The sequence below is a fragment of the Ornithinibacillus scapharcae TW25 genome (assembly GCF_000190475.1).
GTDB classification, from domain to species: domain Bacteria; phylum Bacillota; class Bacilli; order Bacillales; family Amphibacillaceae; genus Ornithinibacillus; species Ornithinibacillus scapharcae.
In genome coordinates, this window is the sequence record NZ_AEWH01000071.1 from 1 (window position 1) to 20,612 (window position 20,612).

Annotated in this window: 17 protein-coding genes and 1 pseudogene; 4 read left to right on the forward strand and 14 right to left on the reverse strand. The window is 38.1% G+C overall.

The genetic code is table 11. The annotated features are described in order from the left end of the window. Nucleotides 1–130: 130 nt before the first annotated feature. Nucleotides 131–3,274 (reverse strand): S8 family serine peptidase, encoded by a 3,144-nt coding sequence (locus tag G5W_RS21720; RefSeq protein ID WP_010099223.1) that lies wholly within the window; start codon nt 3,272–3,274, stop codon nt 131–133. Nucleotides 3,275–3,584: 310 nt separating this feature from the next. Between G5W_RS21720 and G5W_RS0119330 the strand changes: the two genes are divergently transcribed. Further along, nucleotides 3,585–3,992: a hypothetical protein gene (locus G5W_RS0119330; protein WP_010099224.1), complete on the forward strand. Its 408-nt coding sequence runs from the start codon at nt 3,585–3,587 to the stop codon at nt 3,990–3,992. A gap of 40 nt (nt 3,993–4,032) precedes the next feature. Further along, nucleotides 4,033–4,893, forward strand: coding sequence for a threonine/serine exporter family protein (locus tag G5W_RS0119335; protein ID WP_010099225.1), 861 nt, complete (start codon nt 4,033–4,035; stop codon nt 4,891–4,893). A 128-nt stretch (nt 4,894–5,021) separates the two neighbouring features. Here the strand turns inward: G5W_RS0119335 and G5W_RS21725 are convergent, their stop codons facing one another. Continuing rightward, a complete protein-coding gene (locus G5W_RS21725) occupies nt 5,022–7,205 on the reverse strand; it encodes a sensor domain-containing protein (RefSeq protein ID WP_010099226.1) in 2,184 nt (727 codons plus the stop codon). A gap of 357 nt (nt 7,206–7,562) precedes the next feature. Between G5W_RS21725 and G5W_RS22590 the strand changes: the two are divergent. Next, nucleotides 7,563–8,014: pseudogene (locus G5W_RS22590) on the forward strand (threonine/serine exporter family protein). A gap of 205 nt (nt 8,015–8,219) precedes the next feature. On the opposite strand, the gene G5W_RS0119350 reads toward G5W_RS22590, so the two are convergent. Further along, nucleotides 8,220–9,533, reverse strand: coding sequence for a hemolysin family protein (locus tag G5W_RS0119350; protein WP_010099229.1), 1,314 nt, complete (start codon nt 9,531–9,533; stop codon nt 8,220–8,222). A 180-nt stretch (nt 9,534–9,713) separates the two neighbouring features. On the opposite strand from G5W_RS0119350, the gene G5W_RS0119355 reads away from it, so the two are divergent. Then, a complete protein-coding gene (locus tag G5W_RS0119355) occupies nt 9,714–9,902 on the forward strand; it encodes a YjfB family protein (protein WP_010099231.1) in 189 nt (62 codons plus the stop codon). A 151-nt stretch (nt 9,903–10,053) separates the two neighbouring features. On the opposite strand, the gene G5W_RS0119360 is transcribed toward G5W_RS0119355, so the two are convergent. The 11 genes from G5W_RS0119360 to spoIID form a co-directional block, all read right to left on the reverse strand. Further along, nucleotides 10,054–10,383, reverse strand: coding sequence for a hypothetical protein (locus G5W_RS0119360; RefSeq protein ID WP_010099233.1), 330 nt, complete (start codon nt 10,381–10,383; stop codon nt 10,054–10,056). Nucleotides 10,384–10,566: 183 nt separating this feature from the next. Next, nucleotides 10,567–10,989 (reverse strand): 3-hydroxyacyl-ACP dehydratase FabZ, encoded by a 423-nt coding sequence (gene fabZ, locus G5W_RS0119365; RefSeq protein WP_029191203.1) that lies wholly within the window; start codon nt 10,987–10,989, stop codon nt 10,567–10,569. Nucleotides 10,990–11,097: 108 nt separating this feature from the next. Further along, a complete protein-coding gene (locus tag G5W_RS0119370; protein WP_010099238.1) occupies nt 11,098–11,616 on the reverse strand; it encodes a P-loop nucleotide/nucleoside kinase family protein in 519 nt (172 codons plus the stop codon). A gap of 207 nt (nt 11,617–11,823) precedes the next feature. Next, on the reverse strand, nt 11,824–12,279 hold the full coding sequence (locus tag G5W_RS24760; RefSeq protein WP_010099240.1) for a DNA-directed RNA polymerase subunit beta: 456 nt from the start codon (nt 12,277–12,279) through the stop codon (nt 11,824–11,826). Nucleotides 12,280–12,359: 80 nt separating this feature from the next. Then, nucleotides 12,360–13,181 (reverse strand): flagellar hook-basal body protein, encoded by an 822-nt coding sequence (locus tag G5W_RS0119380; RefSeq protein WP_010099242.1) that lies wholly within the window; start codon nt 13,179–13,181, stop codon nt 12,360–12,362. Between the two features lie 27 nt (nt 13,182–13,208). Continuing rightward, a complete protein-coding gene (locus tag G5W_RS0119385; RefSeq protein WP_010099244.1) occupies nt 13,209–14,012 on the reverse strand; it encodes a flagellar hook-basal body protein in 804 nt (267 codons plus the stop codon). Between the two features lie 24 nt (nt 14,013–14,036). Then, the gene (gene mreB / locus G5W_RS0119390; protein WP_010099246.1) at nt 14,037–15,038 is read right to left on the reverse strand and encodes a rod shape-determining protein; all 1,002 of its coding nucleotides are present in this window, start codon (nt 15,036–15,038) and stop codon (nt 14,037–14,039) included. Nucleotides 15,039–15,453: 415 nt separating this feature from the next. Next, nucleotides 15,454–15,729 carry a sporulation transcriptional regulator SpoIIID gene (spoIIID, locus tag G5W_RS0119395; RefSeq protein WP_010099247.1) on the reverse strand — a complete coding sequence of 92 codons (276 nt, stop codon included), beginning with the start codon at nt 15,727–15,729 and terminating at the stop codon, nt 15,454–15,456. A gap of 766 nt (nt 15,730–16,495) precedes the next feature. Continuing rightward, a complete protein-coding gene (locus G5W_RS0119405; protein ID WP_010099249.1) occupies nt 16,496–17,530 on the reverse strand; it encodes an AimR family lysis-lysogeny pheromone receptor in 1,035 nt (344 codons plus the stop codon). Nucleotides 17,531–17,822: 292 nt separating this feature from the next. Further along, nucleotides 17,823–18,713 (reverse strand): stage II sporulation protein SpoIIQ, encoded by an 891-nt coding sequence (locus G5W_RS0119410; protein WP_010099250.1) that lies wholly within the window; start codon nt 18,711–18,713, stop codon nt 17,823–17,825. Nucleotides 18,714–19,287: 574 nt separating this feature from the next. After that, entirely contained in the window at nt 19,288–20,427 is a 1,140-nt protein-coding gene (gene spoIID, locus G5W_RS0119420; RefSeq protein ID WP_010099253.1) for a stage II sporulation protein D, read from the reverse strand. Nucleotides 20,428–20,612 lie beyond the last annotated feature (185 nt).

Consider the following 20,612-nt stretch of genomic DNA (forward strand, 5'->3'; position numbering starts at 1 on the left):
GAACCCACTTACTCCACCCCCTCTCAAGAACACGATGATAAGCTCCAATTGAGTGAGTTTGTCTATTGAAGATGAGAAGGACCAAAAAAGGGCAGCTCCTCACAGGAGTCTGCCCTCTCTTCTAAATTCCTTATCTCTTACCTTTATGTTTTTCTTTATGCTTATCTTTTAAGTTTTTATGCTTCCCTTTTCCTTTGCCTTTAGGTCCTAGCACATTCTCTTCTGCAAAGTTTCCAGCATTATCTTCTACATAAACGGTAACAACTGAGCTTGGGTGGATATTTTTAAGCTTATATTGTTCCACATCTGTCATAACACCAGTGACATCTTTTCCATTAACGAAAATCTGCCAAGCTGCTACTCCACTACCTTTATTATCGGAAACAGCTACTGTTAGCTCGCGTTTTCCACGTTTTATGTCAGCTTTCACATCAGGCTCATCTGTGTCTAGTAAAACTGGGAGTTTAATAGAGTCTTTCTTAGCTCCATCCCAATCGATTTCACCTACGGCTTGTAAGTAATACAAACCATCTTTAACCTTTTTACCACGCTTATCTTTTCCATCCCACATCCAGTTGGAGGAAATCTTGTAATGACTACCGCGGCCACTATCATAATAATCTTTTCTTAAGAAGGATTCTGTTGCAATGGTATCAACAACTTTTCCTTTTGAATCTAACACATTAAATGTAACTTCTTCTGCATTACGCAAGAGCGATAGAGCTAATCCAGCGTCATCTAGATATCCATCACCATTTGGTGAGAATGCTATTTTTGCAGGGTCATAGGAATCAGTTGCGGCATCATATCCTAAGTGTCCGAAGTCTCCTCCACCAAGAGAAGTTACAACACCTGTTACACCGTAAAATGATAGATCATCCCACATAGGCAGGTCAAAGATTGGAGCAGCATCCCACTCACCTTTGAAGCCAGCGTATGGTACCGTAAGAGTTGGATTTTTATCAGTAGGGTCAACTAATGTAACAAATCCTTCTAACCAGTAACCATTTTCAAAATATGACTTCAAGTCAGCATCCCAATCGCTCACATCGATTGTTACTTTAAATGAAACAGATCCATTTGCAGGAACTTCGACTGTGCTGACTGCTTGTCCATTTACTGTTGCAACTTGGCCTAGGTCAAGTGATCCGAAATCATTTGGTACCGTTACATAGACATTTCCTGCATTAACAGGGACATCCGAAAGTGCATTAGCACTTACTTCATAGCTAGCTGCTTCATCAGAGAAGTTTTTCGCTGTTAAATTAAAGGAAACTGTATTCTTAGTAATCTCTTTTAATGCTACCTTTGATTCGTCCGTATTGGACTCTGTTACAACAACAGGAGTACTTAATGCTGCATGCAATTGCATAAGTCCAGCACCTTGACGACGTGGTGAAACATCTACTCCCTCTAATTCTACTGGAACAGAAGTATTCATTAATAGTTTCTTAGCAAGCTCTACACGATCTCTTCCTTCATAACCGAACTCCTCATCAACACGTTGCATTACTAGCGCACTACCACCAGATACGTGTGGAGCAGCCATGGATGTACCACTCTTAATACCATACTCTCCATTGTTGATTGTGGAGTAAATTTGTCCACCAGGAGCAGTGATTTCCGGTTTGAAATCAAGGTTAGGTGTTAACCCCCAAGACGTGAATGCGCTCATCTTCCCTGCTTCTGTGTTTGGAACTGCTGTTTTACCACCTGAAAATGTTACTGTTGCAGTTTGACCATTTCTCAATGCTTCAGCAAGTGCATCCCCATCGACTTTTGCTAGGAATAATTGTGGAATCACAATTGCAGGATCAGTAGCCATATTAATCATGCCATCTGTATTGTTATAGACGATAACCCCGGCTGCACCTGCAGCTTGTGCGTTAAGTGCTTTTGTAACAAAGTCTAATTCGCCACGCTGTACTAAAGCAAATTTGCCTTCTACGTCTTTCCCTTCAAAATCTGCAGGATGTCCAAGTCCAGCTTCTACTAATTCCACTGTAGTGCCAACAGTTGGAGCAACTGCTCCTGCTGACATAAATCCTGCAGCTATTTGCTCACCGCCATTGATTGCATAAGTTAGTTCATCAACAGAAGTGAAGCTGTTTTCAAATGAAGCAACTTGTAAGGAATCATACGAAACCCCTGGTGACCCATTGACACCATAATCCGGATTCGATGCATATGGATAGAAGAAACCATCTCCATAAAGATTAGAGTTCCCTGCAGAAATTGCCATCATAATTCCATTGTCAACCGCACGAGAAACAGCCTGTTGATCTGGAGAATCATGTGTTACAAATCCAGCTGGGGCACCTAAACTCATATTTAGTACATCCGCTCCTAATTTGATTGCATCATCAATTGCAGCGATATAAATATCACTATATGTTCCACCAATAGCAGGATCATTACTGAATACCTTTAAGTTTAGTATTTGTGCTTCTGGCGCGATACCAACAATACCGCCATTATCTTCATCACCATTTGCACCAACTGTACCAGCTACGTGCATACCATGTGCACCTGAGCTACCATTAAAGTCAGTGTATTCATGGTTTTTATCATAGTAGTTATAACCATAAGGTACTTTTTCTGTATAATAACGTCCAGGTAAACCTTCTTCTGTAATTACCTGATTCACTTCTTGTTCACTTAATGCTGCCTCCGTATCTGCTGGTAGCACTAAATCTTGGTGGTCATGGTCAACACCAGAGTCGATTACCCCGATTACCATGCCTTCCCCTTTATAGCCATAGTCATTCCAAGCTTGTTGCGCTTGAACTAACTCTTTACTATAAGCCATATCTGGTTTTACAATTGGCTTTTCATATAAAGTAGAAATAACAACATTTTTTACATTAGGAAGTTCTTTAATTGCTTCAATATCGCCTGCTTTTACCTCAGCACTAAAGCCATTCACAACAGCATCAAATTCCTGGAGGTATTTTGCATCAATCTTTTTATCCTTCATTGCTTTTTTTGCTGAGTTTTTCTTTGCTTTCGCCTCGTTTAGAAGCTTCTTCTTCTCAGCTACGCTTAAGTCACCAAACTTAACTCCTTTTTTGGTAGCCTGTTCAATCGGTGCTTCACCATCCATCTCGACAGTGACACGAACGACTTGGTTTGGATCGATTGTTTCTACTAATTCATCAGAAAGACTTCCCTTCTGAAGATTGCTATTAACGACAATGTTTCCAGGTGCAGCAAAGGAAACAGAACTGAACGCTAATAGAAAAATTACGAATAATACCGAAATCCTCTTAAGCATTTCCTTCCTCCTCTATTAAAGTTTAACTTCCTAATCTAAGTAATTCGTACCAACACTTTAGGCTAGTAATCTATTAACTTAGTATTACTAATGATAGATTTTTCTTAATTATTAGACAAGGTACTAAAGTCATGGGTCAATATATTTATTGATGATTCCGACTTTCACGAATTTTTTATTTTTAGTAGCATTTTAATAGCTCCCTTAATGAAGTGAATCCGCTTTACAGATATGCTTTTATCATTGTCGAGTCTAAATTCTTGTGCTATGATACCAATGAATTTTAATTTTCAGAAAGGAGTGCTTAAAATTGGATAATGCTTACTATTTTGCGTTTGCTGCCATTTTAGCTGTTATTTCGATATTATTAGTATTTAAGAAAAATGTGGATAAACTGAAGGAAAACCCTGAGGAGTATGGTAACATTCAAACCAAGTTCTTTATTGGCGTAGCTATTGCGGAGACAATCCCGCTCATCCTAATCGTGTTTGGATTAATGAATGCTTCACCCGCTTCTTCTATGGAAGACCTATACATACCTGGTGCAATCGTTATCTTTTCTATGATTTTTGCCGCGTTCTTTATTTTTCTACAGCGTTCCGTTGGTGTTCCAGAAGAATCCAAACAAAAAGTTACCCACTTTTCCATGCTTGTACTTATGTTGATTAATGCTATTCCGATAGTTTCGTTAGTAGGTTTGTTCATGATGATGCCCTAATTACAAGACATAAGGACCTCCCGAATTGGAGGTCCTTTTCTTGGTTCGAATTATGCACCAAGTATTTTTTCCTTCTCTCGAATCCCTCTCCCTTTCATCTCAACGAAATCCAGACTATAATAAGGTAATGAAATTACAGTTCGGGGTTGATGACATCTTGGAAAAAAATGAACAAGTAACGAAAATATGCATGCTTGCTGGCAAGATTATGCTAGAGAGTAGTGCGGAAACATACCGGGTGGAGGATACGATGAATCGGATTGCTCGAGCAGCTGGTATTGAAAGTTCGCAAAGCTATGCTACACCTACCGGAATCAACTTTTCAGTAGACCAGGCTGGGACTGCAAATATGATGCGAATTGAAAGAAGAACAACGGACTTGAATAAAATTGCTCAAGTGAATCATATCTCACGACAGATTGCAGCTGGAGATATTAATTTAGATGAAGCACTCGAGGCGTTAATAATACTAGAAAAGCGACCATTTACCTATTCTAGTAAAATAATGATTCTTATTGCCGCCATAGCTAGTGGCTGTTTTACAATCATGTTTGGAGGAATTTGGGCTGACTTCCTTCCATCCCTCGTAACAGGCGGGATTGGATTTCTCGTGTTTTTGTGGTTTGATAAATTGGTGGAAATTCGATTTATTTCGGAATTCGTGGCTTCGTTTATTATCGGATTAATCGCCGTAGGGTTTGTAAGTACTGGACTCGGGGATGAACTCGAGAAGATTATTATTGGAGCTGTTATGCCTCTCGTACCAGGTCTCCATATTACGAACGCAGTACGTGACCTTTTAGCAGGTCATTTAATTGCTGGTCTTTCCAAAGGGGCAGAAGCGATGCTAACCGCCTTTGCAATTGGTGCAGGGATTGCTGTAGTTTTAGCTTTTGTTTAGATAAAATGAAATTGAAAAACACGATTAGATTCGCTCGTGCTACTACTATAAATGGGGAACAATTCTATACTTTTTCAATTTACGATGAAAGGGTCTGACCAAGATTGGTTACAGACCCTTCCCCCTTATTATTTCACATTCATTCGCCGGATCCGATCCTTTTCTATTTTTTCTGGATCTGGTTCTAATACGCCTTTTACTAATAATCTTTCAAAATCCAACACCGGAACTGGACGAGAAAATAGATAACCTTGAATTAAATCACAGTGACGATTTTTCAGGAAACGATATTGACCATATTCCTCAACGCCCTCCGCAATAATTCTCATGTTAAGCCCTCTTGCCATTTCCATAACAGAACCTACAATGATATTATCCCGTTCTACCTGGCCATCTTTACTCTGGATGAACACCTGATCAATTTTCAATGTATCTGCTTGGTATTCACGCAGGTAATTTAACGAAGCGAAGCCAGTACCAAAATCATCAATGGCAACTCTGACTCCTAATTCTTTCAACTCTGCAAGTGTGGTAATAACGCCTTTTTCACTTTTTAATAGTGAGCCCTCCGTTATTTCAACACCTAAATATTCAGCTGGTATATGATATGCTTCTAGCTGGTCTCTCACATAATCTGTGAGGCCCTTTTTCATCAGTCGAATTGGCGATATATTAACGGATATTGGGATTAATTTTAATCCCTTATCTCGCCACTGTTTCATTTGGGAGCATGCTTCTTTAATTACCCAGTCACTGATATCACTAATGAGGTGGTTTTCCTCTGCAATCGGAATAAACTCTCCTGGTGAAATTAATCCCCACTTCTTATGATTCCAACGAATTAATGCCTCTGCCCCTTCTATTCTACCTGTTTGAGTTTCTACTAAAGGCTGATAATATAATTCGAAATCTTCTTTTTCCAGTGCTTCCACCATATCTTTTTCGATCATAAGCTTACGCTGAAATGCCGTATCCTTTGAATAGGAGTAGAGTCTATATGTGTTTCGCCCCGTCTTTTTAGCATGACTTAGTGCAGAATGGGCTTTGTCCATGAGACTTTCCTTTGTCTCGCCATCCTCTGGATACAGACTAACGCCAACACTAGAGGTCATATTAATCTCGTACTCCCCAATAGTTAGTGGCTTGCGAATATCTTGAATGAGTTCCTCGGTAAACTTCATGACACTATCTTTCGTCTCGTAATCCTCATAAAGAATAATAAAATCATTGCTTTTTAAGCGTGCCACAAAGCTGTTTTTTGGCAATAATTTATTCAGTCTTGTTCCAATTGAAATCAAAACTTCATCACCAATTTGATACCCTAATGATCCGTTAATCACAGAGAAACGGTCTAAATTAAAAAACAACAGTGCGAATGGTTTCTTTGCTTGGAATAGGCTATCTAGCTTTTCATCTAAACTTCTTTGGTTTGGTAGGGTAGTCAGCAAATCATGATTGGCTGAATATTTCAGTTGTTCTTGAAGTCTTACATCATCTGTAATATCCGTCTGTACCCCAAAAATATGCGTAATTTTCCCATTCTCGTCGTAATATGGTGCTGTATGACATGTGAGCCACTTCTCAGTACCATCTAAACACCGGATACGATAACGTATTAGAATCGATTCCCCGCTAGTAAGAATCTTCCTTGCTTCATCTCGCATATAACCCCTATCATCCGGGTGGACTACCGCTTCAATCACATCGTAAATATTCAGTTTTTCTCGATAAAAAACCTTCAATGGATATTGATATAAATCGGCCAAGCCTTTGGAAGCAAATGTCAGTTTCCCAGTGCTATATTCTAAAACCCAAACACCAATATGGAGATGGTCAAAAATAAGCTTATAGCTTTTGTTTTCATTTTGTAATCCTGCAAGTTCCTGCTTATGTACGGTAATATCTTGGATAACAATCCCGATACCATCCACTTTATCAGATTGGCTATGTAATGGAATCAGCATCATACTGTAGAAAATTCTTTTTCGTTTCACCTGGATCTCTAGGTGTTCTGTATTTCCACTCCGTGCATTTTCAAATGCTTTTTCAAGCTCTACATAGGACCTTTTTAAAAGAATACGCTTAAAATCGCCTATATTTTCTATATGTATCAAGTTATCATTCTGATTTTTATTTATTGAACGCAACTCTCCATTTGCGGAGAACACCATAATAAAGTCCGCCGTGTTATTCCCCAGGGACGCATAATAGCTGATTACTTTAGAAAGAGCGTCTTGACTAATATGGTTGTTGGAATTTTCTTGAAATAACAAACGTAACATATCTGATTCTGTCGAATTGTTCGTAGTCATGATAGCTCTCCTTTAAAAAGTCAGAATAGAAAATTTGCATTTGTTCTTTTGGAATCACTTACCTCAGAATAAGTAGGTGTTTGTGATTTAATAACATAATTCGTGTAACTATTGAACTAGTTTCCAAACTATTATTACCTTAAATTATAGTATAAAGGTCTTCTAATTCAAACAGTTTTCTAGTGAATCTTTCACATTTATACTTTTTCAAACACAAAACGTGTTATTTTCTTACAAAGTTCTGCATTTTCCCCAGTGTATTCCTGTTAATTTTGGATAAAGAAAGTATGGAGAGATTGCAGTTAGTAGCCGTTTTCGTTTAGAATAGATTAATGTATCGATCGGAGGTCTGACAGAATGGGAATTGTTGCCCAACTTATTACAAGCTTTATCGCATCTGCAGGTTTTGGTATTTTATTTAATGCACCTAAAAAGTATTAATACAATGTGGTTTGAATGGAATGTTAGGATGGATTGTCTATTATGTCCTTGTTGAAAGAGGAATGGACCCTGTACCAGCAACCATTCTAGCGGCAATACTCGTTGCTATCATTAGCCGATTGTTCTCTAAGATGTATAAAACACCAATCATCATATTCAATGTATCCGGCATTATCCCACTTGTACCAGGAGGCATGGCTTATAATGCCATGCGCAGTTTTGTCGAAAACGACTATATGCAGGCTTTTGAATACTCTGTAAAAGTCATGCTTTTAGCTGGCGGCATAGCCATGGGGCTGATGTTTTCAGAGGTAATTAATCAAATTATCCTGAAAACCGCTGGGAAGAAAAGTCGAACACAATTGTAGTTGTTGCTACAATTGTGTTTTTTGTTTGAATGTGGGATGTTGTTTTGGGAGAGACTATGTTTTTCCATGCCGTCTATATCTACCTTGGGTGGGACTATGTTTTTCCATACCAGGACTATACCAACCACTCAAGGGACTATGCCTTTGAACTAAGCCTTCCTAAACAAACCAAAAAAGGGAAAGCCATTCTCGATGGCATTCCCCTCTATTCTTCCTCAATAAATTCCTCTTCAATTCGAGTTATCATGACCTTGTCTACTCGCACATGGTCCATGTCTACTACTTCAAGCACTAAATCCTCTACTTGAATGGTGTCACTAACCTTTGGAATGTCTCCCAAGTATGTGGTGATATAACCACCTAGTGTGTGTGATTCACTTCGCAATTCTTCTAATTCATCTATATCAAAATAACGTTTAAAAGTTTCTAGTGAGATTAATCCGTCTGCTAGCCATGAATTTTCGTCACGTTGAATGATTTGTGGGTCCACGTCGTTTAATCCTGGCATTGCACCTACTATATTTTCAATAAAATCGTGCAGAGTAACCATTCCCTCGATACCACCATACTCATCAATAACAACAGCTTGATGCATTCCGGAATCTTTAATTTTTTCTAGTGCTTGGAATGCCATCATTGCCTCAGGTAGTACTAGGGCTTTTTCGACACAATTTTCTAAATTAAAATCTTCTCTTTTAATTAATTGGGTAAATACATTTTTTGTATGAATAATTCCTTTTAAATTATCAAGACTTCCTTCACCAACTGGAAAAGAGGAATGGTTGCTAGTACTCATGATTTTCAAATTTTCTTCAAGTGAATCTTCGAGGTCAATCCATTCTAGGTAGGTCCTTGGCGTTAAAATATCACCAACACGTTGATCTCCCATGAAAAATATTTGCTCCACCATTTCGTGTTCTATTTCCTCTACTACACCGCTAAAAACACCTTGTTCAATAAGCTGTGTAATCTCTTCTTCCGTCACGTCAGGTTCTTTATTTTGTTTAATACCGAATATTTTCAGAACAAATTCGGTTGACTTACTGAGTACCCAAATAAGTGGTTTACCTACTTTTGAGAAATAGTACATCGGTTTTGCAATCGATAACGCTACTTTCTCAGGATTGTTCATCCCGATACGTTTTGGTACCAATTCACCGATAATTAACGATAAATAAGTAGTAATTGCAATAACGATGAACATACTAATCTGGGAACTAAACTCCGCAAGAACATCGATCTTCCCAATAACAGGAGCTAATTTGCTTGCAATTGCGGCTCCACCAAACGCACCAGTTACGACTCCAATTAATGTTATCCCAATTTGAATGGTAGATAACAACTGATTCGGTTCTTCCGCTAGCTTAAGTGCATAGGTCGCACGTTTGTCACCATCTTCTGCGATTCTTTCTAGTCTAGCCTTACGAGAGGTTACAATTGCAATTTCTGTCATGGCAAATATACCATTAGCCACTATTAAAATGAGAACAATACTGATAGAAATCAGTGGGACGTCCAAAATTCCATCACCATACCTTTTCAAAATTTAAATTACAATAAAAATTAAATCATAAATAGGCCATTCAGTCTAATTTTAACTACATCATGCGTTCTTATACTAGAATTATAAATGAAAAAATATGTACCTTAGGTTTACCTATATGCTACAATAGGACTAATGATACTAGGGGGTTTTCAAATGGATATCGCAGCAATGTCAGTTGTTATGTCAAACAGTAAAGTACGTTCCGATGCTAGTTTGGCTATCATGGCTAATGTAAAAAATCTTATGCAACAACAAGGAAACCAATTGACTGAAATGTTAAGTCAATCGGTTGCAAATGCTCCACATCCAACGCTTGGAAAAAGTGTAGATATCAAATTATAATCCGTGTGTTCTAAACATTTGCCCCTTATGGCAAATGTTTTTTATTTTACTGGAAATAATAAAATAATCCCCTTGGAAGGGGATTATTATTTCATAAGATAAGAACGAACCCCAGATTTTAATGGATACGAATCAGGAGTTATAAGTTCTTTTATCGGTTTTCGTCATCTTCACCGTTTTCAGTTCCAGTACCAGTACCTTGATCGCCATTGCCAGTACCTGCATCGCCATCATTTTGACCGTCGTCATTCAGGTCGTTGCCATCATCAGTACCATTTTGATCTAGCATACCGTCGTCACCGCCGTCAGTACCACCATTTTCAAGATTATTATCAGTTCCGTTATCATCTTCTTGGTTTAACGGAGCTTCGTCCTCTACAGGATCTTCGATAGGATCTTCCGTATCGTCGTTACCACATGCTGCCATTAGTGATAATGCTAATACAGGTGCACCTAACTTAACTAGCCATTTTTTGTTCATGACATTTTCCTCCTTGTTGTAATAACTTTGTCGGCATTAGCTTACCCAATTTCAGCATAGTTGATACCGATTTTGTAGAAAAATGACGTAATTTGCCAAACTATATTCCATCTGTTTCCTCATAAATCATCCTAAAGGACTAAAAAAAAGATGCTACCAATCATTTTGGCAGCATCTTTTCCCCTATTTAATTGCAAATGTGATTTCTGCTTCACAAGCAAGTTCACCATCAACTGTTGCAATTCCTTTTCCTTTTCCAATTGGCCCCTTCACTCGAACAATCTCAACTTCTAGTTTCAACTGGTCTCCAGGCTTCACTTGACGTTTAAATCGACATTTATCTACTCCCGCTAAGAACCCTAATTTACCTCGGTTTTCTTCTTTTCCTAGCATTGCAACAGCTCCTACCTGTGCTAATGCTTCCACAATCAGAACACCTGGCATAACTGGGTAGTCAGGAAAATGACCTTGGAAAAATGGTTCATTTACGCTTACATTTTTAAGTCCTACAACACGCTTACCCTCTTCCATTTCTAATACCTTGTCCACTAATAAGAATGGGTAGCGGTGGGGAATAATTTGTTTTATTTCATTAATATCCAAAATAGAACGCTCCTTTTATGTATTTTTTCTTATTATATCAGAGAACTTGTTGAAATTAACATTATTAGAATAACTGGCATTCGCTAATCTTTATGTAAGAATAGATAATTTTTATCTGCTCATATATTCCATTACTTCTTTTATGTACGTTTCAAAAGGCATTGCCGTATTAATTGTTAGAATTTGGTGATGCTTTGGCTTTTTACTATTAGCTAAAGTCGCTTGAAAATTCTCTTCAGAATTAACTTCACGAATTTGACTTGGCATTTTATCTCGTTGTTTAAGCCGATTATTTATTTCATCGAAGTCATTTAACAGGCACTCAATATACTTATACTTGCAATGGTATTTGTCTACCAAGCATTCTCCCTTTTCTATCATTGTCTCATATAGACATGGACTATCGAGTATAACACTATTACCAACAGCAAGATTGGATTCAATTAGAGCCCATTCGATGTGATAGGAAATACTACCAACCAAGGTTGAATCCATATTCATCGAATTGTCCAGCAAAGCTGATTTTACCACATCATGATCAATTAAAACTGCATTCTTTTGCCTTGCTATTTCTTTTGCAAGGGTTGATTTACCGGAACCTGGGAATCCCGACATTTGAAGAAAAAACATGTCTAGACCTCTTTTCTAATCCTTATCAATTGGAATATCGATGGGTAATATCCTTTCAATATGGAACGAAACTTAAAGACATAATCAGAAAAACTCGTATTTGCTTGTCCCTTAGCGTATGTGTTCGTTTTTCTTATATCGGCAAAAAATTTTATACTTTCCTAACTACCAAAAAAACCTGTACCCAAGAGCGGATACAGGCTTCGATTATTCTTCTTTTTTAACAATATCAATGATGTGCTGCCAGGTCTCCCATTTTAGCGCATCTCTCGGTTCACCATCGCCTAGTCCACCATAGCCAATCATTAAACCAACAGCTAATGCAATTACTGACAAGACACTCACAACAATGATTCTAGCCCAAATAGGAAAAATTCGCAATCTAGGTTTTCTATTCTTGCGCTTTTCTTCTTTTTGCTTTTTCTTTTGTTGTCTACGAGTTTGTTTGAGCGTTTCAGTCTGTTCCAGTTCAGCATTTGCAGACCTTCTACGTATCTCTTCTCTTAAAGAAGCTTTCTTGTCTTCGTTAGGCAAGACAGACTTCGGTTCGGTTTCTGCTTTTCGTCTGGTTGACTGCTGTTTTCGTTCGGCTTTAACTTCTAACCGCTTTTTTTTCGTAGCAGTATCTTTCCTAATTTCTTCAGTTTGGTTTGTTGTGGACATAACTTGGTTCACCTATTCCATACTAACATTCTGTTTTAACTATAAGTGATTGTCATAGTTGCGTCAATCATCTTTTAATCTTATGAACGTAATTGGTTAATTAATCCTGACATTTGATCACCCATTGAAATGGTACGAGCATTAAATTGGTAGGCACGTTGTGTAGTAATTAAGTCTGTTAATTCTTTCCCCATGTTTACGTTAGACATTTCAAGTGTGCCACTCTTTAAGGAAGCTGGTACTGCTTGAATGATTTCTGCTTCGTTAAATCCAAGTGCTGCCAAATCAGGTAGTCTGAAATTATTATTTCCCGTAGCTTCTAACAATCTCGGACGAACCGCTTCTACTACAGACAATTGTCCAACAGTTGCGGAATAAGCACCGTATTTCACGTTGATGAACCCATCTTCATCGATTTGGATGTCATTAAAACCATCTGCGAATCTAATAGGTTGTCCGTTAGTACCAATAACAGGATCACCGTCTTTTGTTGTTAACATGACTTCATTATTAATCGGGCTTAAGTAAAACGCTCCATCACGAGTAAAACGAGTTTCTTGTACACCATTTTCTGTTACTTGTACTTGGAATAAATGATTAGGCTGTAAAAGCGCAACATCTAATGCACGTCCAGTCTCTTTTAAAGAACCAAGTGATAAATCAATATTAACAGATCCTAATCTTGCACCAGAGCCAACTCGAACGCCGTCTGGTGTTAATCTACCTTGAGCATTTGCAGGGTCTGTCATGTTATCTATTTGTTGGAATAATAATGATGCAAAATCTGCATTTCTTGCCTTGTAGCCAGTAGTTTGGCTATTTGCTAAGTTATTACCAATCAAATCTATCTTCTGTTGTAGTTGATTCATGGTAACGGCTGCTTGTATCATTGTTCTAGACATGACGTCCCCTCCCTTCTAATGTTTACCTTATCCAATTCGTCCAATCTCACTAACCGCTTTTCCTAAGCTTTCATCATAAGCCTTTAGAACACGCTGATTCATTTCAAATGAACGATACGATTCCATCATTTGTGTCATGGTTTGAACTGCATCCACATTGGATTGTTCTAAGAATCCTTGTTGAACAGTGAACATCGCACCAGCTGGTACTGGTCCTGCTTCTCCATTAAATAAGCCATTACCCTCTTTTTCTAACTGATTTGCATCAGGAGCATAGGCAATACCAAGTGGAATAGTCATACCACCAACTTGAAGTTGGGCATCTGGTGTAACGGTAAATTCCATTCCACCAGTTTGGATTGGATTACCTGCTTGGTCAAGAACATAGTACCCTTGTGTTGTTGTTAGAAAACCTTGTCCATCAACCGTAAAGTTACCATTTCTTGTATATCGAGCTTCACCATTTTCGTTTTGGACGGTGAAGAAAATACTTCCTGTTTCATCTGGAAAAACTCCGTCAATTAGTGCAAGGTCAGTGGAAACCCCAGTTTCTTTTAATGAACCTTGAACATAACTTGGAACATATTCCTGTACATAAACACCCGTATTGATTGACCCAATTGGATTTTGAACTGGGAAATTTTTTGGTTGTTTTGTTGGTACAGTTTGTGAACCCATTTGGTGTATAAGCATCTCAGGAAACGCTCGTAATGTCGCTTGATCCGCCTTGTACCCAGGGGTATTTGCATTTGCAATATTGTTCGCTAACGCTTCTTGTTGTCGTTGCATCGATAACATCCCGCTAGCTGCTGTATAAAAACCTCTTAGCATCACAATACGCCTCCTTCAGTTATTTTAAACGATATTTCTACGCTCGACTTTATCAATATTTTCCAGCATAATTCCTGTACCCTTTGCAACACAGTGCATTGGCTCTTCAGCCATGAATACAGGCACTTTAAGCTCTTCAGCTAAAAGCTGGTCGATGCCGTGAATTAAAGCACCACCACCAGTTAAAATGACGCCTCTATCTATAATATCGGCTGATAATTCAGGAGGTGTACGTTCTAATACCGTTTTTGCACCTTGTACAATCATATAAACTGATTCGCGTAGTGCTTCTTCAATTTCTGCAGAACGTACAGTAATTGTCTGTGGAAGTCCAGATACCATGTCACGACCACGGATATCCATTTCTTCTTTACGTCCTCCATTGAATACTGTTGCAACATTAATCTTAATGTCTTCTGCAGTACGCTCACCGATTAACAATTTATATTTACGTTTTATATAATGAAGAATTTCTTGGTCGAATTTATCTCCAGCCATTTTGATGGACTCAGATGTAACGATATCCCCCATGGAAAGAACCGCAACATCTGTTGTTCCTCCACCAATATCCACGACCATATTTCCACTTGGCTGATAAATCTCCATACCAGCTCCAATGGCAGCCACTTTAGGCTCTTCTTCTAAGTAGACCTTTTTTCCACCGGATTTCTCGGCAGCCTCTTTAATAGCCTTTTGCTCAACCTTTGTAATATTTGTTGGGCAGCAAATCAGCATTCTTGGCTTCGAAAGAAATCCTTTCACATTAATTTTATTTATAAAGTATTTTAACATTGCTTCCGTTACATCGAAATCTGCAATAACGCCATCTTTTAGTGGACGAATTGCCTCGATATTTCCTGGTGTCCGTCCTACCATGCGTCGGGCAGCTTCTCCAACCTCTAGAACTCTGCCTGTGTTACGATCCATCGCAACAACTGATGGTTCATCTAAAACAATTCCTTTTCCTTTTACATGAATCAACACATTGGCAGTTCCAAGGTCAATCCCAATATCCCTAGAAAACATCAAAATCCTCCTCGTATAAAACTTTCCGCACCTGTCCGAAAACACAATGCTACTTATACAATATAATACCACAAATTTCTACATAAAACTTCTTAATTTAGGAAAAAAGACTGATAAATTTAATTTGGCAAAATTGGGAGGAATTTTGCTTGATGGTGGGACTATATTTGTGTGTAGTGGGACTATGTTGTTAGGGTCAGGGACTATATTTCAACATCAAAGGGCTTATAAGGTGCTCCAAATTATGCTCCTGTTTACTCCCACATCATAATTAAAACGCACCCTCACTTCCGGGTGCGTTCACACTCAAACAATATGGTTGCTACCACTCCTCACTAATTCGTTGTAAGCTAGCCTTTCAACATAAGTACGCTTACCATTCACCTCCTTTAATAGGGATGATGATACTACTTGCTTACCTTACTGTTGTGGCTTTTGTTTCTTCTGTGGTTTTATATTTCTTTCGGGTTGCTTCTCCACCTCGAAGGTGTCGGATGGATTTGTGATATTCGAGTATTTCTTTTACCTTTTGTGCTAATTCTGGGTTGATTTCTGGCAATCTTTCGGTTAAATCTTTATGGACTGTGCTTTTAGAAACACCAAACTCTTTAGCTATCACTCGGACGGTTTTCCTCGTTTCGACGATATGTTCACCAATCCTGATAGTCCTTTCTTTGATGTAATCGTGCACACCGTTCGCCTCCCTGTGTTGAATATTTCTGAGGTGTCAGACACGAAATAAGGTGATAGGAAAAATGAGTTTTACCATTTTTCATAAATCCCCTTGCGTACCGAAAGGCGGAAAATCCGTGGCTATGATGTTTTTGTTTCTACAGATGTTGAGTTACATATTTACATTATTTTTACTGTTATTATGAAAGGAGTGTAAGTAATAGTGGACAGTTCATGAGTGAAGGATATGAGATAAAAAATCGTTGCTATAAAAATATGTAATCAAGCAATTACGATGTGTTCATAAAGAGCCACATTAGCTCTCACCTCAGACTTACTGAATGCTTGGTTTGTAACATTTTATTATTCGAGAGACGGGATTATGATTAAAAATCAGCTGAATGGTGATGGGACAAAGTGTTTTTTAATTTTATTTTGAATTTTTACTCACTTTTACCTTTTTAACCTAAAATAAACTCGTACTTCCTCCTCCTGGAAAATGCGAGTTTTTTAATGCAAAATAATAAAACCAAGAGTTCTATACACAACTGTATAGAACTCTTGGTTTTATATGATGGACTCAACTTCTAGATTTTTTTATAAAATAAATCAATCTACATCTCCATACTCAGGGTCAGCTAATAATGAGCTAGCAGGTTGAATCAATGTGAAAAGTACAACAAAACCTAAGAACATTGCGAAAGTAAAAGTTTTGATTTTTTCCATATTATACCTCCTCCCTCCATTATACTTTTGGCTTGAAGTTGAATCCTACATAACAAGGATCACGATTTTAACTCTTTTATTGCATTCATTGGTAATCTACTAAAGAAGTAATCACTTCTAGATACAAACATATTAAGTGATTCAGATAGTAAGTTCTTATCTCGTTTAGCAAGTCCCAAATAATACAATTCGAATGGGCTAGAAATATTATTTTTCTCTAGTAACTCAATTGCTCTTTCCGAATTTCCTCTAGCAATCTCAAGATGTGCCGTTTCTATAATATCAGGTGTTTCAATACCCTCTGTTTTGCCAAATTGTGCAGCTAAGAATGGGATGGAATGATACCTAATCTTCTTCACATGCCCCTCTAATTTATATTGGTTTGCAATTTTCAGTGCTTCCTTTAGATGATACATACCTTGATAATATGTATCGAATGTATAAGTAAGGCCTAAGTTCATATGCATATTCACTTTTGTAGTTGGACTATTGGTTTGATTTAATGCTCGAAACGCATACTTACGGGCCATAATCAATTCATTTCGTTTCCAATAGTAGAAAAATAATTTTTGATAAAGGCGTAAATTAAAACTAGAAAGCATAAAATTATCCTGTACCGGACTGAATAATTCTTGTTGTTTGTCTAGTAAATTCCCGATTTTCCCAAAATCTAATTGATTAAAATATGTATCCACGATGACAAGTTCAATTAAGCATTTTAATTCTGGATCAGTTGTATTCATCTCTCTTAAACGCAAGCGCATTTGGCCAACAGGATATTTTTTAGCACGGCGGTCTAACATGATTTGATAAACCTCTGCCCATAGTCGATTGGATTCATTTGGAGAAATTTGGTTTTTAGCAATTAGGATGTCTAAATCCTCGTAAAAACCGTTCATGTATAGAAATTCCATACCTTTTTTCTGAATTTCAGATGAAGATGATTGTAGACAGAATTTGCGTGTTAAATCTAATACATTTTGTTCGTTGTGCTCTTGGGAAAGTAATAATATAACTTGCCCGATCGTTAATTCAGCATTTTCCGTAATAGAAGTCATATGTTCTGGCAGTAGGTTAATATTTCCATAGTTCATTTTTGAGGGTTCCGTCCTTTCAAACTCCTACAAAGTTAGCGTTTCATGCTAGAATTGTCATTTTATAAGTCAGTCTGGTTACTAAAAATAACACTAGTATCTCTAGTAACTATTTCAATATTTTAATAGTATCACATTACCTTCTTAAAACAAGGATAATCGTTCGACATATTTCGGCTAAACTCCTTGAAAAGACAGGATTTTTGACGTATTTTGGTGATTGGTAAATGATGGCAAGGTAAAACAAAAAAAAAAAGAACCTAGCATTGATTTGCTAGGACTTCTTTTTAGATTATTCAGCTGAATCTTGATCGGTAGATGAATCGCCTGACGTGTCTTCTTTTGCTTCATCCCCAGATTCTTTTTCTTCTGTTTCCTTATCGGAATCAGTAGTTTTTTCCTCTTCCACATTCTCATTTTCAGCATTCTCAGAATCTACTTCTTCAGAATTAATACTGCTAGTATCTTGCTCTTCAGAAACATCTTCTGATTTACTATCTTCTAGCTTGCTTACAGGCTGATTAAAAAATTCTTCCGGGTTAAATACAGTGTCAGCTTTTCTGATTTCAAAGTGTAGATGTGTACCATGGTTTTGACCGAAGATGTTTTGTCCGGCAGTACCAATCACATCACCTTGTTTCACTTCGTCTCCAGCTTTAACACTTACTTCTCCAAGACTAGCATAATACGTTGTCACATCATTTTCATGTGATAGAATGACAACATTTCCTAGTAATGGGTCTTCCTTTACCTCCATAACAGAACCACTTAAAGATGCTAGAACATCGAATGCTTCACCGTTTGGGTAGACGATGTCAACGCCTGTGCTTTGGTAATAGCGGTTGTTATGAAGAATCAGTGCACTTTCTTGATCTTCCTGAGATGCTTCGTAATCATAAAATTTCGTTACGATTTCTGCTTGTTCCTGTTCCGCTACAGGCATTTTAATAACTTCCTGTGAGTCTATTACAGGTGCAGCATCTTGATCATGTGGATTTGGTTTATAGTTTTCACCTAACTCCTGGTCATCCCCAGCCTCTGGTAATTGATTATCCAAATTTTGATACCAAACCACTGCTGCCAATAATAAAGCTGCAATCGTTAAGTATACAGCAGGGAAAAACCACTTTTTACGGAAAATACCTTGCCAACCTTTTTTTGGCGCTTTGTTTTCCTCTTTCATTTATTCATCACCTCACCAACCATTCTGAACAGAAAACGAAAAAACTATACATTCATCCAATCTTTTTTTATATTTTTATGCATTTTTTATTTAGAATTGGGGATATTAAGTTTTTCGGACCTGTTGGTATGGGATGTTTAGTTGGTTTTGGTAGAATGATTGGTAGGTTTTTGTTGAGCGTGGGGCCGGGGGATTGGCTTGAGATGAGAAGCTGAGCTTGGGCTAAAGGCTAGGGTCGCGCGACAAGCGATGTTTATCACGCGACCATGTCAATAACTGACGCGAGTATGGCACTAAACCGCGAGAGCTAACTTGATTCTCGCGCGAACACATCATAGCTGCGCGACATTCTCTGTTATTGGCGCGAGTTTTCTCGGACTGGCGTGACCTACAACTATTTCCGCGGTACTTTTCTACTTCTCGCGCGACTACGGACAACTCCCCTCGGCTCTTCCCACCTTCTCGCGCGACTACGGACAACTTCCCTCGGCTCTTCCAGCTCCTCGTGCGGCATTAACTCTCCCCTCCACAACAAAAAATGTCCCCAGAACAATCTGGAGGCATTTTCATTAGTTTATTGCATGACTAGGGTTGGTGCAGCTTCATCAACGCTACTTATTTTCACATCTTTGTAATAATATTGGACAATTTCTTTGTAGGTTTTTCCTTCTTTAGCCATTCCGTTTGCTCCGTATTGACTCATTCCTACTCCGTGACCATTACCCTTTGTCGTGAAGATTAAGAAATTGTTCTTTTGCTCTATCGTGAAGTCATTGGATCGTAATTCTAGTTTTTCTCTTACCTTTCTACCTGAAAGGATGTTTCCTGCTAGGTCTAGTTCTTCTACCCGATTACTTTTTGTACGGGTTGCTTTAATACTTAATTGTTGATTACTAGGTAAGTCGATTCCGAGTGCTGCTTCAATTTGTTCGATGGAAAATGTCTCTTGATCTAAGTAGTATGGGGAAGCTTCGTCCCATGGACTAGGGACACTTCGTAGATAGGGTATCTCTGTTACATAGTAGTCTTCCGAGTTCTCCGTATACCCGTTACTTGTCGAGAAAAACTGTGGGTCAATTGGTTTGTCATTGTATGTGATAATTTCTCCTTTAGTTGCCAAAACCGCTTCTGTTATTTTCTCCATATTTTTCGTGTAATCTTTACCCCATTTCGTACGGAGCTCTGCATCGCTTTTATATACCTGATCTTGAATAGAGTCCGTAACATCCGAAGAAACTTCCTCTGTATTATAAATCATTTTATTTACGATATATGTTCTTGCTGCTAGTGCTTGTGCCTTTAATGCTTCAGGCTCAAATTCAATCGGCATTTCAGAGGCTACAACGCCAGATACATAGGTTTCAAGGGGAACATTTTCAATCTGTTCTGTCTGAGTACGCATTACAGCAACCTCGACTGCAGAATCCTCCTGTAAGACCTCCTCATGTTCAGGCTCCTGATTAAAGGACTGTGATTGCACTTCCGTTTTCGAAATAAACGGGATGACAACCAAAGTTGGAACAGCCAGAATGATAAATGCCAGACTAAACACAACAACTGCCGGCAACTTCCATTTAAAGCGCCCTTTATGATATGAAGGTTTTTTTGGTGTAGAAATTGCTGAAAGTTTTGCTTGTATCGATTGGGTCTTGGTTGCAGATTTCTTCTTTTTTAACTTATGGATTTGTTTACTGGTATATTTACGTTTTTTCAAAAGGCACCCTCCTTTACATATTTCGTCTCTAGCATTCCTACTATTAAACTTATACAGTTGGGGAAAATAATAGAACTAGAATTTGCAAAACTAGTGAGAGGTTTTTAGTAGGACAAGCCGCTTGATTAGTGAGCACTTTTTTATGAAAAGAGGTCGCCTAAGGATGACACCATGAGGAGCGACAA